Raw genomic sequence first — 16,639 nt, forward strand, 5'->3', positions numbered from 1 at the left:
TCAGATGACGCGGGAGAAGCGTTGTCGATTTTGCTGCTCCAGGTAGGCATCGAACACCATGCACACTGATCGCACCAGCAGCCGCCCAGCGGGCAGTACCCTGATGTGTGTGTGGTCGACCTCGATCAATTCATCCGCGGCCATCGCCTGCAATTGCGGCCATAACGGCGCGAAATAGCCGTGGAAATCGATGTTGAAGCGTTGCTCGATCTCGGCGAAGGCCAGGTTGAAATGACAGATCAACTGCTGGATCACCGCGCGCCGCAACCGGTCGTCGGTATTGCAGATCAGCCCCCGACTGGTCGCCAATTGTCCGTCGGCGAGGGTGTTCTGGTAATGGTTCAGGTCGCTGCTGTTCTGGCAGTACAAATCGCCGATCTGGCTGATGGCGGACACACCAAGGCCGATCAGGTCGCAATGACCGTGGGTGGTGTAACCCTGGAAGTTGCGCTGCAGCGTGGCTTCTTCCTGGGCGATCGCCAATTCATCGTCGGGGAGGGCGAAGTGGTCCATGCCGACGTAGCGGTAGCCAGCGGCGGTCAGTTGCTCGATGGTGCCTTGCAGCATGGCCAGTTTCTGCTCCGGGTTCGGCAGGTCCTGGCTGTTGATGCGCCGCTGGGGCATGAAGCGTTCTGGCAGGTGGGCGTAGTTGAACACCGAGAGCCGGTCCGGTTGCAGCTCGATGACTTCCTGAACCGTGCGGGCGAAGTTTTCCGGCGTCTGTTTGGGCAGGCCATAGATCAGGTCAATGTTGATCGAGCGGAACTGCAAGGTCCGGGCAGCTTCGATCACGGCGCGGGTTTCTTCCAGGCTCTGCAGGCGATTGACGGCGCGTTGCACGGCCGGATCCAGGTCTTGCAGGCCGATGCTGACCCGGTTGAAGCCCAGTTCCCGCAGCAGGCCCATGGTCGACCAGTCCGCTTCGCGAGGGTCGATCTCGATGCCGTAGTCGCCGGAATCGTCGTCCAACAGGTGAAAATGCTTGCGCAACTGGGCCATCAACTGGCGCAGCTCGTCGTGACTGAGGAAGGTGGGGGTGCCGCCGCCCAGATGCAGCTGTTCCACGCGCTGGGCCGGGTCCAGGTGACAGCCGATCAGCTGGATTTCCTGTTCCAGGCGTTGCAGGTAGGCGTGGGCGCGGCCGCGGTCCTTGGTGATGACCTTGTTGCAGGCGCAGTAGTAGCAAATGTTCGCGCAGAACGGCACGTGCACATACAGCGACAGCGACCGCAAGGCCTTACGACTGTCGCGCAGGGCGTGGAGTAAGTCGAAGGCGCCCACCTGGCTGCCAAATTGCGCGGCGGTCGGGTACGAGGTATAGCGTGGCCCCGCCAGGTCGTAACGGCGGATCAGGTCTGTGTCCCAACGAATGGCGTCAAGCATGCGGGCGTTCCCCGGATAGGCTGGCATGGGGCGAGTCTAGGGGAGCGGCCCGGGTGGCGTGTTGATTTGCATCAACGGGGCATAATTGGGAGGAAAATCCCGCCGCAAATTCCTTGTGGGAGCGAGCTTGCTCGCGATAGCGGTCTGGCTGGACCGGTGATGTTGAATGTGCCGCCGTCATCGCGAGCAAGCTCGCTCCCACACCGGGGCGTGCCGAAGCACTCGGTCAGTGGCCCATGAGCCAATGCTGATGCGGCCCTGGCAGCGTCCAGATCCCGAAAACAATCACCAACAGTCCGCCGGCCATGCGCACACTGCGTTTGCGCAGCAGGGCAGTGACGCGTTCGGCGGCCAGGCCGGTGGCGAGCAGCACTGGCCAGGTGCCGAGGCCGAAGGCGAGCATCAGCAGCGCGCTGTCCAGTGCGTTGCCTTGGCTGGCGGACCACAGCAGGGTGCTGTAGACCAGCCCGCACGGCAGCCAGCCCCACAGTGCGCCGAGCAGCAAGGCCCGGGGCAGGCTCGACACCGGCAGCAAGCGGTTGGCGACGGGCTGGATGTGTCGCCACAAGCCACGCCCCAGGCTTTCGATGCGGGTCAGGCCGCTCCACCAGCCCGCCAGGTACAGGCCCATGGCGATCAACAGCAAACCGGCCAGCACGCGCATGATCATCGCCGCCGGGCTGTTGGCCACGGCCCAGCCGGCCAGGCCGATCAGCAATCCAGCGGTGGCGTAGCTCAGGATTCGCCCCAGGTTGTACGCCAGCAGCAGCCGGAAGCGCCGGCTGCGCTGTTCCTTGGGAATCGCCAGGGTCAGGGCGCCCATCAGGCCGCCGCACATGCCCAGGCAATGGCCGCCACCGAGCAGACCGAGGATGACCGCCGAGACCAGCAGTGGCGCCAGGTCAAGCATGGGGCGCAGCCTTGTCGTCCGGCTCGCGGGCCTGGCCGCTGGCTTCGTCCACCGCCGCCTTGTGGTTCGGATCCTGGTCGTCGAACAGAATGCTGTGGGCCGGACCGTCGAGGTCGTCGTACTGCCCGCTGTCCACCGCCCAGAAGAAAATGTACACGGCGATGGCCACGATCAGCAGCGCGGCCGGGATCATTACGTAAAGAGCTGGCATGTCAGGACTCCATGCCCGCGCGGCTCAGGCCGGCAGCGGGCGGGTATCGGGCGTGGCGTCGATTACCTGCGCCTTGGGCTGACGAGTCAGCCTCAGCGCATTCAACACCACGGTCAACGAACTGATGGACATGCCGACCGCGGCCCACACGGGTGTAATCCAGCCGAGGGCGGCGAACGGCAACATGAGGCCATTGTACAGCCCTGCCCACACCAGGTTCTCAATGATCACTCGGCGGGTGCGCCGGGCCAGATTGAAGGCGTGGATCAGGGCGTCGAGGCGGTTGGACAGCAGCACCGCGTCGGCGCTGGTCTTGGCCAGGTCCGTGGCCGAGCCCATGGCGACACTGATGTCCGCCGCCGCCAGCACCGGCACGTCGTTCACCCCATCACCGAGCATCAGCACCTTGCGGCCTTGTTGGTGCAACTGCTGCAACACGGCCAGTTTGTCGTCCGGGCGCAGACCGCCCCGGGCCTCGTCGATGCCCAGTTCGGCGGCGACGCTGGCGACCATCGGCGAACTGTCGCCGGACAGCAGCAACGTCCGCCAGCCCCGCGCCTTGCAGGCCGCCAGCAGCGCCGGGGCATCGACGCGTAGGCGGTCGTCCAGGACGAACCAGGCCAGTGGCCCGATATCATCGCCCAGCAACAGCCATTGACCGGGTTCGTCTGGCATCACCGGTATCGCCGCGCCACTGAGCTCACAGACAAAACCGGGGTGGCCGATGCGCAGGCGTTGTTTGTCCACTAAACCTTCGAGTCCCAGCCCCGGCGTGCTCTGTACGTGCTCGGCGGCCAGTGGCGCACGGCCAAAGGCACGGGCGATGGGGTGCTCGGAGCGATTTTCCAGGGCCGCGGCCAGGCCCAGGCATTGATCGCTGTCCAGGGCCGCCAACGGTCGAATGGCGCGCAATGCCAAACGACCTTCGGTGAGGGTGCCGGTCTTGTCGAAAATCACCGTGTCGATCTGGTTCAGGCCCTCCAACACATGGCCGCGAGTCAGCAGCAGGCCAAGCTTGTGCAGGGTGCCGGTGGCGGCGGTGAGGGCGGTTGGCGTGGCCAGCGACAGGGCGCAAGGACAAGTGGCGACCAGCATTGCCAGGACGATCCAGAAGGCGCGCGAGGCATCCAGCTGCCACCACAACAGTCCGATGGCAGCCGCCGCGACGAGGGAGAACAACAGGAACCACTGTGCGGCGCGATCGGCAATTTCCGCCAGTCGCGGTTTCTCGGCCTGGGCCCGCTCCAGCAGCCGCACGATGGCCGACAAGCGAGTGTCCTGTCCAAGGGCCAACACCTCGACTGTCAACGCACCTTCGACGTTCAGCGTGCCTGCGGTGACTGCGTCGCCTGCCTGGCGGGGTTGTGGCAGGTATTCGCCGGTCAGCAGCGATTCGTCGATGCTGGACTGGCCCTCGAGGATCTTGCCATCGGCCGGCAGGACCGCGCCGGGATGCACCAATACCCGGTCGCCGGTGCGCAATTCGCTGAGCAGGATGCGCTCGCTCTGGCCGTTGTCTTCCAGGCGCAGGCACGAGGCCGGTAACAGATTGACCAGTTGGGCGGTGGCGGCGGCCGTGCGCTCCCGGGCCCGGCGCTCCAGGTAACGGCCGGCCAGCAGGAAAAGGGCGAACATGCCCACGGCATCGAAATACAGCTCGCCAACGCCGGTGATCGAGGTCCAGATCCCGGCAACGTAAGCGCCGCCGATGGCCAGGGACACCGAAACGTCCATGGTCAGGTGGCGGGTGCGTAGGTCGCGCATGGCGCCCTTGAAGAACGGCGCACAGCTGTAGAAGACGATGGGGGTGGTGAGGAACAGCGCGACCCAGCGCAGGATGGTGTGCATTTCCGGGCTCAGGTCGATGTTGAATTCCGGCCAGGTGGCCATGGTCGCCATCATCGCCTGGAACCACAGCAGCCCGGCCACGCCCAATTGGCGCAGGGCCAGGCGGTTTTGCGCGGCGAGTTGCTCGCAAGCCTGGTCGGCCTGATACGGGTGGGCGACGTAGCCGATCTGGCGCAATTCGGCGAGTAGCGCGCTCAGTGGCAGTTGAGCGTCGGCCCAGCGCACCTGCAGGCGATGATTGGACAGGTTCAAGCGCGCCTCGGCCACGGCCGGCAGGCTGCGCAATTGTTTTTCGATCAGCCAGCCGCAGGCGGCGCAGCTGATGCCTTCCATCAACAAGGTGGTTTCGGCCAGCTCGCCCTCATGGCGCACGAACGATTGCTGCACGTCAGGGCGATCGTACAGCGCCAGTTCATCGGTCAGTTGGACGGGCAGGGTCTCGGGGTTGGCCGATGCTTCGCTGCGATGCAGGTAATAACTCTCCAGGCCACCGGCCACGATGGCCTCGGCCACCGCCTGGCAGCCCGGGCAGCACAACTCGCGGGTTTCACCGAGGACAACGGCGGTGAAGCGACTGCCGGCGGGAACGGGCAGGGCGCAGTGGTAGCAGGGCTGTGGAGTGGTCATTGCGTTTTCACAGAACGTTGTCCAATGATCGTTCCCATGCTCGGCGTGGGAACGCATCCTGTGACGCTCCGCGTCACGCTTGCGAGGGGGACGCGGAGCGTCCCGGGCTGCGTTCCCATGCGGAGCATGGGAACAATCAGAACCACAGGAAAGCGGCTTACTTCTTCAGGTCTTCAGCGCCTTGCAGCGGTTCATCGCCGAGCAGGATGGCCTGGTCGTGGTTGATCTGTTCTTCTTCGAACAGGCGCCAGGTCTTGTCGTTCTCCACACCCAGCAATTCGACAAAACGCCGGCCTTCGATCTTGTCCGTCAACTGGCCGATGTACCGCCCCGGTTCGCTGTCATTGCGGGTCAGGACGATCTTGCGGTCCTTCTCCGGCTGGGTCGGCGAGATCAGGCTCAGTTCCAGGGTCTGGGGACGGCTGTTGCCATTCAGGCGCAGGTTCACTTCACCGGTGACGTCGTCCAGTTGCGCGTTGGCATGCAGTTGCAGGGTCTGGGCCAGCAGTTCGCGCTCCAGCGAGCGGTTGATGCCCTTGCCGGCTTCGTAATAGTTGTCGTTGACCAGGTTATCCGGATTCTTCACCGCAATGGTCACCATCGTCAGGCTCAGTGTCACCGAGCAGGTCAGGATCGCAATGATGATCCACGGCCAGAGGTGCTTGTACCAAGGGCTGGTGGCGGTTGCTGCAGGCATGTGCATTTCTCTCAACGAGTTTGTGGGCCGATGAACCGGCTCTTGGCTTCGACATGTACGCTTTCGTCATCGGCATCCTTGAGGATGAAGGTCACCTCGTTGGTGCTCGATGGCAGTTGTTCCGGTGCGCTGGACAATTCCACCGGCTGGCTGAAGATCTCGCCGGCCGCGACCTTGATTTCCCGTCGGCCTTGCAGCTTGAGGTCGGGCAGGCCGGTGGCTTCCAGGACGTACGTATGGTCGTGCTGGTCTTTGTTCATGATCTTGAGGCTGTAGACGTTCTCGATCCGCCCTTCGGCGTTTTCGCGGTACAGCACGCGGTCCTTGCTGACGTCGAAACCCACCAGCGAACGCATGAAGAACGCCGTCACCAGCAAACTGATCATTGCCAACAGTACCAAGGCATAACCGATCAGGCGCGGGCGCAGTTTATTGGTTTTCTGCCCCGACAGGTTGTGTTCGGTGGTGTAGCTGATCAGGCCGCGGGGGTAATCCATCTTGTCCATGATGTTGTCGCAGGCGTCGATGCAGGCCGCACAGCCGATGCATTCGACCTGCAGGCCGTCGCGGATGTCGATGCCGGTGGGGCAGACCTGAACGCACATGGTGCAGTCGATGCAGTCCCCCAGACCCAGGGCCTTGTAGTCGACGCCCTTCTTGCGCGGGCCACGGCTTTCGCCGCGACGCGGGTCGTAGGACACGATCAGCGTGTCTTTGTCGAACATGACGCTCTGGAAGCGGGCGTAAGGGCACATGTAGATGCACACCTGCTCACGCAGCCAGCCGGCGTTGCCGTAGGTGGCGAGGGTGAAAAAGCCGACCCAGAAATACGACCAGCCGTCGGCCTGGCCGGTAAAGAACTCGAACACCAGTTCGCGGATCGGCGTGAAGTAACCGACAAAGGTCATGCCGGTGACGAAACCGATCAGCAGCCACAGGCTGTGCTTGGCGAACTTGCGCAGGAGCTTGTTGGCACCCATGGGCGCCTTGTCGAGCTTGATGCGCTGGTTGCGGTCGCCTTCGGTGACTTTTTCGCACCACATGAAGATCCAGGTCCATACGCTTTGCGGGCAGGTGTAGCCGCACCAGACGCGACCGGCATAGACCGTAATGAAAAACAGGCCGAAGGCCGCAATGATCAACAGCCCGGACAGCAGGATGAAATCCTGGGGCCAGAAGGTCGCGCCGAAAATAAAGAATTTGCGCTCCGGCAGGTTCCACCAGACGGCCTGATGGCCGCCCCAGTTCAACCAGACCGTACCGAAATACAGCAAGAACAAGAATGCTCCGCCCAGCATCCGCAGGTTACGGAACAGGCCGGTGAAGGCGCGGGTGTAGATCTTTTCCCGAGAGGCATAAAGGTCGACGGTTTTGTTCGCGTCCTTGGCAGGCGGGGTAACGTCATGTACCGGAATCTGGTTGCTCATCAATTGCATCCCACGGCAGTGGAAAAGTGCCGAGGCCAGTACGTGCCGACCACGGTCACAAGGGGTGTTGCAGTGGCGCAATGATACGCCTGTCGCTCTAACTCAAGGGTGCGACCTTTGGTCGCGTTGGGGGTAGGGGCACAATGGTGTAGCGGGATGTAACAAGTCTTGATCCAAGTCAATTGACTATAGACATTCTGTTGCGTTGGGGAAAACGAAAGGGCCTGCTGACTCATTCAGCAGGCCCTTTCGGGTTGGCTGGGTGCGACTATCGTGGGCGATTCGTCCGTCGTGAGGATGCCTTAGCTGGACCACGGGTCAAGCAACGCCACGCCGCTGCTTTGGAAATCAGCCACATTGCGGGTGACTACGGTCAGTCCGTGGACCAGCGCAGTGGCGGCAATCAGTGCATCGCATTCATTGCTGCGATCCGGAACGTGCAGGCGAGCGCAGCGCAACGCGACCGCGCGGTCGACCGCCAGGATTCTTCCGGCGAATGCGGGCATGACATGGTTGTCCAGCCATGCGCGCAGGTGGCCGCCTTGCACCGGGTCCTTGCGTTCGAAGCGCAACACGCCGGTTTCCAGTTCCAATACGGTAATCGCCGAGAGGTAAAGGCTGGGGGCGGGCACGCTCCGCGCCCAAGCCTGTACGTTCTTATCGGCTTGAGGCTTGCGCAGTTCCGAGATGACGTTAGTGTCGAGCAGGTACATCAGGACAGGTCCACCGGTCGAGGAGAGATGACGGCACGCTCGGTATCGAAATCAATATCCGGCGTGTCGGGCATGACCAGCAGCTCGACAATGCTGGTGCCGATGCCGGTCAGTTTCTGGTACTCCTCAATGCTTAGCAGCACATGGGCCGGCTTGCCACGGTCGGTGATGATGACCGGCCCCTGACGGGTGGCTTTTTTGGCACCACTTGTGTCGTGGTTGAATTCGCGGCTGGAAATAGTGGTGATGGACATGGCGGCGTCCTCGAGAAAATTGAATGTAGGAACGTTACTACTCTCGTTGATTGCGGGCAAGACAAAACAATTTCGTCCCGTCGCACCGGCAAACAAAAAGGCCCCGTCAACGTTGGTTGACGGGGCCTTTGGTACATCGGGCGTTGGCTTTACTGGGCGTCAGCCGCAGGAGCTTTTTCACCGTGAGACAGGCTGTAGACATAGGCGGCCAGCAAGTGGACCTTGTCGTTGCCTTGCAGGTCGGCCTGGGCAGGCATCTGGCCCTGGCGGCCGTAGCGGATGGTCTGCTGCAGCTGAGCGAAGCTCGAACCGTAGATGAACCCCGCCGGATGCGTCAGGTCTGGCGCGCCCATGGCAGGCGTGCCTTTGCCGGCGGGGCCGTGGCAGGCCACGCAGTTGGCTGCGAACAATTTCTGGCCATTGGCTGGATCGGCCTTGGCGCCTTCCGGCAGTTTGCGGCTGTGCAGGCCGGTCACCAGGTAGGCGGCAACGTCGGCAACGCCTTGCTCGCCGACCACGGCAGCCCAGCCCGGCATCACAGCGTGACGACCGCCCATGATGGTGGTCTTGATGGTTTCCGGCTCACCGCCCCAGCGCCAGTCGGCGTCGGTCAGGTTAGGGAAGCCGTAGGCACCCTTGGCGTCGGAACCGTGGCAGACCGAGCAGTTGGAGGCGAACAGGCGGCCACCCATCTTCAGGGCTTGCGGGTCCTTGGCGACTTCTTCGATCGGCATGGAGGCGAATTTGGCGAAGATCGGACCGAACTTGGCGTCCGAACGGGCCATTTCCTTTTCCCACTCGTGGACGCCCGTCCAGCCGGTCTGGCCGTTGGCGAAGGCGGTCTGCTTTTCGTTGTCCAGGTAGTTGTAGCCTGGCAGCAGGCCTTTCCAGTTGCCCAGGCCAGGGTAGAGCACCAGGTAACCGAGGGCGAACACGATGGTGCCCACGAACAGCATGAACCACCATTTCGGCAGCGGGTTGTCGTACTCTTCGATGCCATCGAACGAGTGACCAACGGTCTCGTCCGTTTGTTCGGCGCGCTGGCCCTTGCGGGTCGACAGCAGCAGCCAGGTCAGGGCGAAGATCGTACCCAGACTGAGGACTGTGACGTACAGACTCCAGAACGTAGTCATTCTTTGTTACTCCTAGAAGCTTGCTCGACGTGCTTGATGGCTTCGGGATCATCCGCGAACGGCAGCAAGGTCGCGTCTTCAAACTCCGACTTGCGCTTGGGGCTGAACACCCACAGGGCCAGACCGATAAAGGCCACCATCACGACGACGGTGCCCAGGCCACGAATCATCCCGATATCCATCAGATCACCGTTTGCTTTTGATGATGGTGCCCAGGCCTTGCAGATAGGCCACCAGCGCGTCCATTTCGGTCTTGCCCTTCACGGCATCCTTGGCACCGGCGATGTCTTCGTCGGTGTAAGGCACGCCCAGGGTGCGCAAGACTTCCATTTTCTTGGCGGTGTCTTTGCCGTCGAGCTTGTTTTCTACGAGAAACGGGTAGGCCGGCATTTTTGACTCAGGCACCACGTTGCGCGGGTTGTACAGGTGCGCACGCTGCCAATCGTCGGAGTAGCGGCCGCCAACGCGGGCCAGGTCCGGGCCGGTACGTTTGGAACCCCACAGGAATGGGTGGTCCCAGACGCTTTCACCGGCGACCGAGTAGTGGCCGTAGCGTTCGGTCTCGGCGCGGAACGGACGGATCATCTGCGAGTGGCAGCCGACACAACCGTTGGCGATGTAGATGTCACGGCCTTCCAGTTCAAGGGCGGTACGCGGCTTCATGCCTTCGACCGGCTTGTTGGTCACGTCCTGGAAAAACAGCGGGACGATCTGGGTCAGGCCGCCGATGCTGACGGCGATGACCATGAAGAAGGCCAGCAGGCCGATATTCTTCTCTACTGCTTCGTGCTTCATCAGTGAGCTCCAACTACGGCGATCTTGGCGGCGGCTTCAGCTTCAGCCGGGTCAGAGGCACGAACGGTGCGATACACGTTGTAGGCCATGAACAGCATGCCGCTGGCGAAGAACGCGCCGCCCAGGGCACGCACGATGAAGCCAGGGTGGCTGGCTTGCAGCGCTTCGACGAACGAGTAGGTCAGGGTGCCGTCGTCGTTGATCGCACGCCACATCAGGCCCTGGGTGATGCCGTTGACCCACATCGAGGCGATGTAGAGCACGGTACCGATGGTCGCGAGCCAGAAATGCGCGTTGATCAGGCCGGTGCTGTGCATCTGCGCACGACCGAACAGTTTCGGGATCATGTGGTAGATGGCGCCGATGGAAATCATCGCGACCCAGCCGAGCGCACCGGCGTGTACGTGGCCGATGGTCCAGTCGGTGTAGTGGCTCAGGGAGTTGACGGTCTTGATGGCCATCATCGGGCCTTCGAAAGTCGACATCCCGTAGAACGCCAGGGAGACCACCAAAAAGCGCAGGATCGGGTCGGTGCGCAGCTTATGCCAGGCGCCCGAAAGGGTCATCATGCCGTTGATCATGCCGCCCCAGCTTGGCGCCAGCAGGATGATCGACATCGCCATGCCCAGGGACTGCGCCCAGTCCGGCAGTGCGGTGTAGTGCAGGTGGTGCGGACCGGCCCAGATGTACAGGGTGATCAGCGCCCAGAAGTGCACGATGGACAGGCGATAGGAATAGATCGGACGCTCGGCCTGTTTCGGCACGAAGTAGTACATCATCCCCAGGAAGCCAGTGGTCAGGAAGAAGCCCACTGCGTTGTGGCCGTACCACCACTGGATCATCGCGTCGGTCGCGCCCGAGTAGGCCGAGTACGACTTGAAGAAGCTGACCGGCAGGGAGGCGTGGTTGACGATGTGCAGCATGGCGGTCACGACGATGAAGGCACCGTAGAACCAGTTACCGACATAGATGTGCTTGGTCTTGCGCTTGACGATGGTGCCGAAGAACACCAGGCCGTAGGTCACCCAGACGATGGCCAGCAGGATAGCCAGGGGCCATTCCAGCTCCGCGTATTCCTTGGTGGTGGTGTAACCCAGCGGCAAGGTAACGATGGCGCCGACGATCACCGCTTGCCAACCCCAGAAGGTGAAGGCCGCGAGGCTGTCGGAAATCAGTCGCGTTTGGCAGGTTCGCTGCACGACGTAATAGGAAGTGGCAAACAATGCACAACCACCGAAGGCGAAGATCACCAGGTTGGTGTGCAGCGGGCGCAAGCGTCCAAACGTCGTCCATGGCAGACCGAAATTCAACTCCGGCCAGACCAGTTGCGAGGCGATGAAGACACCGAGCCCCATGCCAAGGATCCCCCAGACCACCGTCATGATGGCGAACTGGCGGACTACCTTATAGTTATAAGCAGTCGGACTGATTGCTGTGCTCATTCTAAGGTTCCACGGTTTGGGTGTTTTATTAGGATAAAAATCGGTCGCAAGTATGGAGAAAGCGGGGGGTCATTGCAACGCGCCATGACCTGGGTCAATGCTTTCTAAAGCTGATTCTGCGGCCTTTCCATGTTCCGTGTAGGGACAAAATTGGCCCTCGGCAAAATGTCGCAACGAAGGAAAGCGGCGAGGGGGTCGGGTCGGTTGTAACGGGGTGTGTTCGAACACGGCGTTCGGGAGATGCCAGGCGATTGTCACAACACCCGGTATCTACCTGCCTTTGCGGCCTTTTTTGCCGAACGGATTGTCGAACACATCGGGTCGGGTCGACCTCAGACCGGCAATCGCCAGTGCACGAAGGGTCAGCTTAGACCCGATTCCAGAGAACCGAAAGGAGAGGGGGGAGAGGGTGCGACAATGCGTCGCGCAATGGCACGGAACCGCCGCACCCGGATGGATGCGGCTGTTCGTGTGGTCAGGATTTATTCGCTTTTACTTTGCGCTTGCAGGCGTTCGGCGCCCGCATTGTGGGACAGGCTGTAGACATAGGCGGCCAGCAATTGCACCTTGTCATTGCCAAGCAGTTCATTCTGCGCCGGCATATGCCCCTGGCGGCCGTGGCGAATGGTCTGCTGCAATTGGGCCAGGCTGGTGCCGTAGATGAAGCCGGCCGGTTGCGTCAGGTTCGGCGCGCCCATGGCTTCGGTGCCCTGGCCGTTGGCGCCGTGGCAGGCGACGCAGGTGGTATTGAACGCCTGCTGGCCGGCTTGCAGGTCGGCACCGCTGTCTGCCGGCAGCGGCAGGCCGGCCAGGTCGTGGCGTACATAGGCGGCTACGTTTTTGACCCCAGTGTCCCCCAGTACTTCGCCCCAGGCTGGCATTGCAGCCATGCGGCCGCCCAGGATGGTGGTCTTGATGGTGTCGGCGGCACCGCCCCAACGCCAGTTGCTGTCGGCCAGGTTCGGGAAACCAAAGGCGCCCTTGGCGTCCGAGCCATGGCAGACCGAGCAGTTGGAGGCAAACAAGCGGCCGCCCATCTTCAGCGCCTGTGGATCCTTGGCGACTTCTTCCACTGGCATGGCGGCGAATTTGGCGAAGATCGGTCCGAACTTGGCATCGGCCTTGGCCATTTCCTTTTCCCATTCATGGGCGCCTGTCCAGCCGTTCTCGTAGCCCGGCAGGATGCCTTTCCAGTTACCCAGGCCCGGATACAGGACCAGGTAGCCGACGGAAAACACCAGGGTGCCGGCGAACAACAGGAACCACCACTGCGGCAGCGGGTTGTCGTACTCCTCGATGCCGTCGAAGCTGTGGCCCATGGTCTGGTCGACGCTGCCCTTGGTTTCGCCCTTGCGCGTGCCGATCAGCAGCCAAGTCAGGCCGATCAGGCTGCCGATGGTCAGTACGCAGATCCACGTACTCCAGAAGGTGGTCATGGCCGGGTACTCCTTGTTGCAGGGGCTTGGGGGTTGGCGATGTCGGCGGGAGGCTCGTCGGCGAACGGCAGCAGGCGCGCCTCGGCGAACTCCGAACGGCGCTTGCTGCTGAAGACCCACAGGGTCAGGCCGATGAAGGCCACGAACACCACGACCGTGCCCAGGCCGCGGATCATTCCAGTACTCATTTCAAGAACCATGGCTCACCTCTTGCTCTTGATGGCAGTGCCGAGCACTTGCAGGTAGGCCACCAGCGCATCCATTTCGGTCTTGCCCTTGAGCGAGGCCACGCTGGCGGTGATGTCCTCGTCGGTGTACGGCACGCCCAGGGTGCGCATGGCGCGCAGCTTGCCTTCGGTGTGGCTGCTGTCTACCGCCTGGGTCACCAGCCATGGATAGGCCGGCATTTTCGACTCGGGCACGACGTTGCGCGGGTTGTACAAGTGGGCGCGGTGCCAGTCATCGGAGTAACGTGCGCCGACTCGGGCCAGGTCCGGGCCGGTACGTTTGGAACCCCACAGGAACGGGTGGTCCCAGACGCTTTCACCGGCCACAGAATAGTGGCCGTAGCGCTCGGTCTCGGCGCGGAATGGACGGATCATCTGCGAGTGACAGCCCACGCAGCCTTCGCGGATGTAGATGTCACGGCCTTCCAGCTGCAGGGCGGTATAAGGCTTCATGCCGTCCACCGGTTTATTGGTCACGTCCTGGAAGAACAGCGGCACGATCTGGGTCAGGCCGCCAATGCTCACGGCCAGCACCATCAGCAGCATCAACAGGCCGACGTTTTTTTCGATTGTTTCGTGTTTCATGGTGGACTCCTCAGGCCATCTGCGCGGCAGCGGCGGCTTCGGCAGGCTGGTAGGCCCGCACGGTGCGCCAGGTGTTGTAGGCCATCAGCAGCATGCCGAGAAGGAAGATCGACCCGCCCGCCAGCCGCACGACGAAGCCTGGGTGGCTGGCCACCAGGGTTTCGACGAAGGAGTAGGTGAGGGTGCCGTCCTCGTTCACCGCGCGCCACATCAGGCCCTGGGCGATGCCGTTGACCCACATCGAGGCGATGTACAGCACGGTGCCGATGGTCGCGAGCCAGAAGTGCGCGTTGATCAGGCCGATGCTGTGCATCTGTGGCCGACCGAAGACTTTCGGGATCATGTGGTACAGCGCACCGATGGAAATCATCGCCACCCAGCCGAGCGCACCGGCATGCACGTGGCCGATGGTCCAGTCGGTGTAGTGGGAGAGGGCATTGACGGTCTTGATCGCCATCATCGGACCTTCGAAGGTCGACATGCCGTAGAACGCCAGGGACACCACCAAAAAGCGCAGGATCGGGTCGCTGCGCAACTTATGCCAGGCGCCCGAGAGGGTCATCATGCCGTTGATCATGCCGCCCCAGCTCGGCGCCAGGAGGATCAGCGACATCACCATGCCCAGCGACTGCGCCCAGTCCGGCAGCGCGGTGTAGTGCAAGTGGTGGGGCCCGGCCCAGATGTACAGGGTGATCAGCGCCCAGAAGTGCACGATGGACAAGCGATAGGAATACACCGGGCGCTCGGCTTGCTTGGGCACGAAGTAGTACATCATCCCCAGGAAGCCTGCGGTGAGGAAAAAGCCCACGGCGTTGTGGCCGTACCACCACTGCACCATCGCATCGGTGGCCCCGGCGTACACTGAGTAGGACTTGGTGAAGCTCACCGGCAATTCCAGGTTGTTGACGATGTGCAAGATCGCCACGGTCAGGATGAACCCGCCGAAGAACCAGTTACCGACGTAGATGTGCTTGGTGTTGCGCTTGGCCACGGTGCCGAAGAACACGATGGCGTAGGCGACCCAGACGATGGTGATCAGGATGTCGATCGGCCATTCCAGCTCGGCGTATTCCTTGGAACTGGTGTAGCCCAGTGGCAGGCTGATGGCCGCGAGCACGATCACCAGTTGCCAGCCCCAGAAGCAGAACGCGGCGATTTTCGGCGCGAACAGCTGTGTCTGGCAGGTGCGTTGCACCGAATAAAACGAACTGGCAAACAGGGCGCAGCCGCCAAAGGCGAAGATCACCGCGTTGGTGTGCAGCGGGCGCAGGCGGCCGAAGCTGGTCCAGGGCAAATCGAAGTTGAGCTGCGGCCAGACCAATTGGGCGGCGAGAAAAACCCCGAGCCCCATGCCGACGATGCCCCACACCACCGTCATAATGGCGAATTGGCGGACCACCTTGTAGTTGTAGGCGGTACTGATAGAAGTGTTCATGGTTCCCCATCCACGGTTCAGCCGAAGTGAGCGCCTGCGCAAGGCAGTGCGGCGTTCTTCGCCTGGAGTTATAGGCAGACTAAAAGCGAGGTCAGCATGGACAAACAGCACAAGGCCAGTATTGACGGGGATCAATGGGCGCAGTGTGTGGCCGAACACAGTTGGTTATGGACTGCCGCGCAACCGGGTGTCGGCGTCGAGCCGCCGACCCTGATTCTGGCCCACGGCGCCGGTGCGCCGATGGACAGCGGCTTCATGGACGAAATGGCTGCGCGCCTTGCCGCGCATGGGGTCAACGTGCTGCGCTTCGAGTTTCCCTACATGGCCCAACGTCGCTTGGATGGGGGCAAGCGCCCTCCGAACCCGGCACCGAAACTGCTGGAGTGTTGGCGTGAGGTGTATGCCACGGTGCGGCCTTATGTCGCTGGGCGGCTGGCCATTGGCGGCAAGTCCATGGGCGGGCGCATGGCGAGTTTGCTGGCCGATGAAGTGGGCGCCGACGCGCTGGTGTGCCTGGGGTATCCCTTCTATGCGGTGGGCAAGCCAGAGAAGCCACGGGTCGAGCACCTGGCGGGACTGAAGACCCCCACCTTGATCGTCCAGGGCGAGCGCGATGCGCTGGGCAATCGGGAGGCGGTGCAGGGGTATGAATTGTCACCGGGCATCGAGGTGATGTGGTTGGTGGCGGGGGATCATGACCTCAAGCCGCTGAAGGCTTCGGGGTTCAGTCATGAGCAGCATCTGGAAGCGGCGGCGCAAAAAGCGGCTGGGTTTCTTATTCGGGAGTGAAGTGTTTGTCTCGGCTTAACAGGTTCCCCAACTGGCAAGTAAAGTCATGAGGGGGAACCTGTTTGCAGTAAGGATTTGCCACTTTGCATGAGTCTTTTTAGTCACCGAGGGTTAAATCAAATGTCCCTGTTGGGTTCAGTCGATAAGTTTTGAAGACGGCAGTGAAGTCGCCCTTGGCTGTTCCTTTGATAGGGTCGAGCCGGATGGTTAATTCTGCTTTATCCGCACTGACCACCTGAAAGCCATAGAAGTCGGGCGGTGCGGGGATCGAGTGGACGTGACGAAACCTGAGCCCGCCTTCCACTGTGTAACTGGCATCCATAATTTCATCGCTGACGTAGGGAATCGAAAAACCGAAACTGAAGTAGTTCTCCTCGGGAGCCGAGCCGGTGCCTCCGCTAATGGACCAACTCTTCTCCCCCGTGGGCGGATATGTATGCAGGTAAAACAATGTACTTTCGGCGCTGACGGGACCTGTGCCGAGGTTCCAGATAAATGAGTTTCCTGTGGCTTTCAGGGTCTTTTCTTTGGGAATGAAAAAGCTTTGACTGTTCATGTGAGTCCCTCTCTGTTAATTGCCGCGCATTAAAATTTCTTGCTGGCTTTCGCAGGGTAGGGCCGTGGGGATTGCTGTCTACTGTCAGAGTTGACAGGTGGTGGCGATAAGATGGATGAGTTTCTTCGGCGGGTTTCTGGTAGGCAGTCCTGGCCTTATCGCGGGCAAGCC

18 protein-coding genes are annotated in these 16,639 nt (G+C 61.8%); 1 reads left to right on the forward strand and 17 read right to left on the reverse strand.

Annotation, left to right across the window (positions count from 1 at the left end; translation table 11 throughout):
- The 16 genes from hemN to ccoN (LOY70_RS09610) form a co-directional block, all read right to left on the reverse strand.
- Positions 1-1,383, reverse strand: coding sequence for an oxygen-independent coproporphyrinogen III oxidase (hemN, locus tag LOY70_RS09535; RefSeq protein ID WP_265035764.1), 1,383 nt, complete (start codon positions 1,381-1,383; stop codon positions 1-3).
- 226 nt (positions 1,384-1,609) lie between these two features.
- Positions 1,610-2,293 (reverse strand): sulfite exporter TauE/SafE family protein, encoded by a 684-nt coding sequence (locus LOY70_RS09540; protein WP_265035765.1) that lies wholly within the window; start codon positions 2,291-2,293, stop codon positions 1,610-1,612.
- Complete coding sequence (gene ccoS, locus LOY70_RS09545; RefSeq protein ID WP_265035766.1) at positions 2,286-2,504, reverse strand: cbb3-type cytochrome oxidase assembly protein CcoS; 219 nt, start codon at positions 2,502-2,504, stop codon at positions 2,286-2,288. The genes LOY70_RS09540 and ccoS overlap by 8 nt, the downstream gene beginning before the upstream one ends.
- A 24-nt stretch (positions 2,505-2,528) precedes the next feature.
- Positions 2,529-4,979, reverse strand: coding sequence for a heavy metal translocating P-type ATPase (locus LOY70_RS09550; protein WP_265035767.1), 2,451 nt, complete (start codon positions 4,977-4,979; stop codon positions 2,529-2,531).
- Between the two features lie 157 nt (positions 4,980-5,136).
- The gene (locus LOY70_RS09555; protein ID WP_265035768.1) at positions 5,137-5,676 is read right to left on the reverse strand and encodes a FixH family protein; all 540 of its coding nucleotides are present in this window, start codon (positions 5,674-5,676) and stop codon (positions 5,137-5,139) included.
- Positions 5,677-5,687: 11 nt separating this feature from the next.
- On the reverse strand, positions 5,688-7,103 hold the full coding sequence (gene ccoG, locus LOY70_RS09560) for a cytochrome c oxidase accessory protein CcoG (RefSeq protein ID WP_265035769.1): 1,416 nt from the start codon (positions 7,101-7,103) through the stop codon (positions 5,688-5,690).
- A gap of 302 nt (positions 7,104-7,405) precedes the next feature.
- Positions 7,406-7,816 (reverse strand): type II toxin-antitoxin system VapC family toxin, encoded by a 411-nt coding sequence (locus LOY70_RS09565; RefSeq protein WP_265035770.1) that lies wholly within the window; start codon positions 7,814-7,816, stop codon positions 7,406-7,408.
- Positions 7,816-8,070, reverse strand: a complete 255-nt coding sequence (locus tag LOY70_RS09570; RefSeq protein WP_060738429.1) for a type II toxin-antitoxin system Phd/YefM family antitoxin — start codon at positions 8,068-8,070, stop codon at positions 7,816-7,818. Before LOY70_RS09570 ends, LOY70_RS09565 begins: the two co-directional genes overlap by 1 nt.
- A gap of 149 nt (positions 8,071-8,219) precedes the next feature.
- Positions 8,220-9,203: a cytochrome-c oxidase, cbb3-type subunit III gene (gene ccoP, locus LOY70_RS09575; protein WP_265035771.1), complete on the reverse strand. Its 984-nt coding sequence runs from the start codon at positions 9,201-9,203 to the stop codon at positions 8,220-8,222.
- Positions 9,200-9,385 carry a CcoQ/FixQ family Cbb3-type cytochrome c oxidase assembly chaperone gene (locus LOY70_RS09580; RefSeq protein WP_003175465.1) on the reverse strand — a complete coding sequence of 62 codons (186 nt, stop codon included), beginning with the start codon at positions 9,383-9,385 and terminating at the stop codon, positions 9,200-9,202. The genes ccoP (LOY70_RS09575) and LOY70_RS09580 overlap by 4 nt, the downstream gene beginning before the upstream one ends.
- A gap of 4 nt (positions 9,386-9,389) precedes the next feature.
- Positions 9,390-9,998 carry a cytochrome-c oxidase, cbb3-type subunit II gene (gene ccoO, locus LOY70_RS09585; RefSeq protein ID WP_018925301.1) on the reverse strand — a complete coding sequence of 203 codons (609 nt, stop codon included), beginning with the start codon at positions 9,996-9,998 and terminating at the stop codon, positions 9,390-9,392.
- Positions 9,998-11,440 (reverse strand): cytochrome-c oxidase, cbb3-type subunit I, encoded by a 1,443-nt coding sequence (ccoN, locus tag LOY70_RS09590; protein WP_123414475.1) that lies wholly within the window; start codon positions 11,438-11,440, stop codon positions 9,998-10,000. Before ccoN (LOY70_RS09590) ends, ccoO (LOY70_RS09585) begins: the two co-directional genes overlap by 1 nt.
- A 482-nt stretch (positions 11,441-11,922) precedes the next feature.
- On the reverse strand, positions 11,923-12,876 hold the full coding sequence (gene ccoP, locus LOY70_RS09595; protein WP_265035786.1) for a cytochrome-c oxidase, cbb3-type subunit III: 954 nt from the start codon (positions 12,874-12,876) through the stop codon (positions 11,923-11,925).
- A complete protein-coding gene (locus LOY70_RS09600; RefSeq protein WP_265035788.1) occupies positions 12,873-13,076 on the reverse strand; it encodes a cbb3-type cytochrome oxidase subunit 3 in 204 nt (67 codons plus the stop codon). Before LOY70_RS09600 ends, ccoP (LOY70_RS09595) begins: the two co-directional genes overlap by 4 nt.
- 3 nt (positions 13,077-13,079) lie before the next feature.
- On the reverse strand, positions 13,080-13,688 hold the full coding sequence (ccoO, locus tag LOY70_RS09605; RefSeq protein ID WP_265035789.1) for a cytochrome-c oxidase, cbb3-type subunit II: 609 nt from the start codon (positions 13,686-13,688) through the stop codon (positions 13,080-13,082).
- Between the two features lie 10 nt (positions 13,689-13,698).
- Positions 13,699-15,123: a cytochrome-c oxidase, cbb3-type subunit I gene (gene ccoN, locus LOY70_RS09610; protein WP_265035791.1), complete on the reverse strand. Its 1,425-nt coding sequence runs from the start codon at positions 15,121-15,123 to the stop codon at positions 13,699-13,701.
- A 96-nt stretch (positions 15,124-15,219) separates the two neighbouring features.
- On the opposite strand from ccoN (LOY70_RS09610), the gene LOY70_RS09615 reads away from it, so the two are divergent.
- The gene (locus tag LOY70_RS09615) at positions 15,220-15,912 is read left to right on the forward strand and encodes an alpha/beta family hydrolase (RefSeq protein WP_265035793.1); all 693 of its coding nucleotides are present in this window, start codon (positions 15,220-15,222) and stop codon (positions 15,910-15,912) included.
- Positions 15,913-16,009: 97 nt separating this feature from the next.
- On the opposite strand, the gene LOY70_RS09620 is transcribed toward LOY70_RS09615, so the two are convergent.
- Positions 16,010-16,468 carry a hypothetical protein gene (locus LOY70_RS09620; RefSeq protein ID WP_265035795.1) on the reverse strand — a complete coding sequence of 153 codons (459 nt, stop codon included), beginning with the start codon at positions 16,466-16,468 and terminating at the stop codon, positions 16,010-16,012.
- Positions 16,469-16,639 lie beyond the last annotated feature (171 nt).

Origin of the sequence: Pseudomonas sp. B21-054 (assembly GCF_026016345.1) — a bacterium.
In the GTDB taxonomy this organism is placed as follows: domain Bacteria; phylum Pseudomonadota; class Gammaproteobacteria; order Pseudomonadales; family Pseudomonadaceae; genus Aquipseudomonas.

Excerpts from the sequence above, each read along its gene's own strand:
- LOY70_RS09565 (WP_265035770.1), bottom strand. The coding sequence starts at position 7,816 with ATGTACCTGCTCGACACTAACGTCATCTCGGAACTGCGCAAGCCTCAA.
- ccoN (WP_265035791.1), bottom strand. The coding sequence starts at position 15,123 with ATGAACACTTCTATCAGTACCGCCTACAACTACAAGGTGGTCCGCCAA.
- ccoP (WP_265035771.1), bottom strand. The coding sequence starts at position 9,203 with ATGACTACGTTCTGGAGTCTGTACGTCACAGTCCTCAGTCTGGGTACG.
- LOY70_RS09615 (WP_265035793.1), top strand. The coding sequence starts at position 15,220 with ATGGACAAACAGCACAAGGCCAGTATTGACGGGGATCAATGGGCGCAG.
- LOY70_RS09580 (WP_003175465.1), bottom strand. The coding sequence starts at position 9,385 with ATGGATATCGGGATGATTCGTGGCCTGGGCACCGTCGTCGTGATGGTG.
- ccoS (WP_265035766.1), bottom strand. The coding sequence starts at position 2,504 with ATGCCAGCTCTTTACGTAATGATCCCGGCCGCGCTGCTGATCGTGGCC.
- ccoO (WP_265035789.1), bottom strand. The coding sequence starts at position 13,688 with ATGAAACACGAAACAATCGAAAAAAACGTCGGCCTGTTGATGCTGCTG.
- ccoO (WP_018925301.1), bottom strand. The coding sequence starts at position 9,998 with ATGAAGCACGAAGCAGTAGAGAAGAATATCGGCCTGCTGGCCTTCTTC.
- LOY70_RS09550 (WP_265035767.1), bottom strand. The coding sequence starts at position 4,979 with ATGACCACTCCACAGCCCTGCTACCACTGCGCCCTGCCCGTTCCCGCC.
- hemN (WP_265035764.1), bottom strand. The coding sequence starts at position 1,383 with ATGCTTGACGCCATTCGTTGGGACACAGACCTGATCCGCCGTTACGAC.
- ccoG (WP_265035769.1), bottom strand. The coding sequence starts at position 7,103 with ATGAGCAACCAGATTCCGGTACATGACGTTACCCCGCCTGCCAAGGAC.
- LOY70_RS09540 (WP_265035765.1), bottom strand. The coding sequence starts at position 2,293 with ATGCTTGACCTGGCGCCACTGCTGGTCTCGGCGGTCATCCTCGGTCTG.
- ccoP (WP_265035786.1), bottom strand. The coding sequence starts at position 12,876 with ATGACCACCTTCTGGAGTACGTGGATCTGCGTACTGACCATCGGCAGC.
- LOY70_RS09570 (WP_060738429.1), bottom strand. The coding sequence starts at position 8,070 with ATGTCCATCACCACTATTTCCAGCCGCGAATTCAACCACGACACAAGT.
- LOY70_RS09600 (WP_265035788.1), bottom strand. The coding sequence starts at position 13,076 with ATGGTTCTTGAAATGAGTACTGGAATGATCCGCGGCCTGGGCACGGTC.
- LOY70_RS09555 (WP_265035768.1), bottom strand. The coding sequence starts at position 5,676 with ATGCCTGCAGCAACCGCCACCAGCCCTTGGTACAAGCACCTCTGGCCG.
- ccoN (WP_123414475.1), bottom strand. The coding sequence starts at position 11,440 with ATGAGCACAGCAATCAGTCCGACTGCTTATAACTATAAGGTAGTCCGC.
- LOY70_RS09620 (WP_265035795.1), bottom strand. The coding sequence starts at position 16,468 with ATGAACAGTCAAAGCTTTTTCATTCCCAAAGAAAAGACCCTGAAAGCC.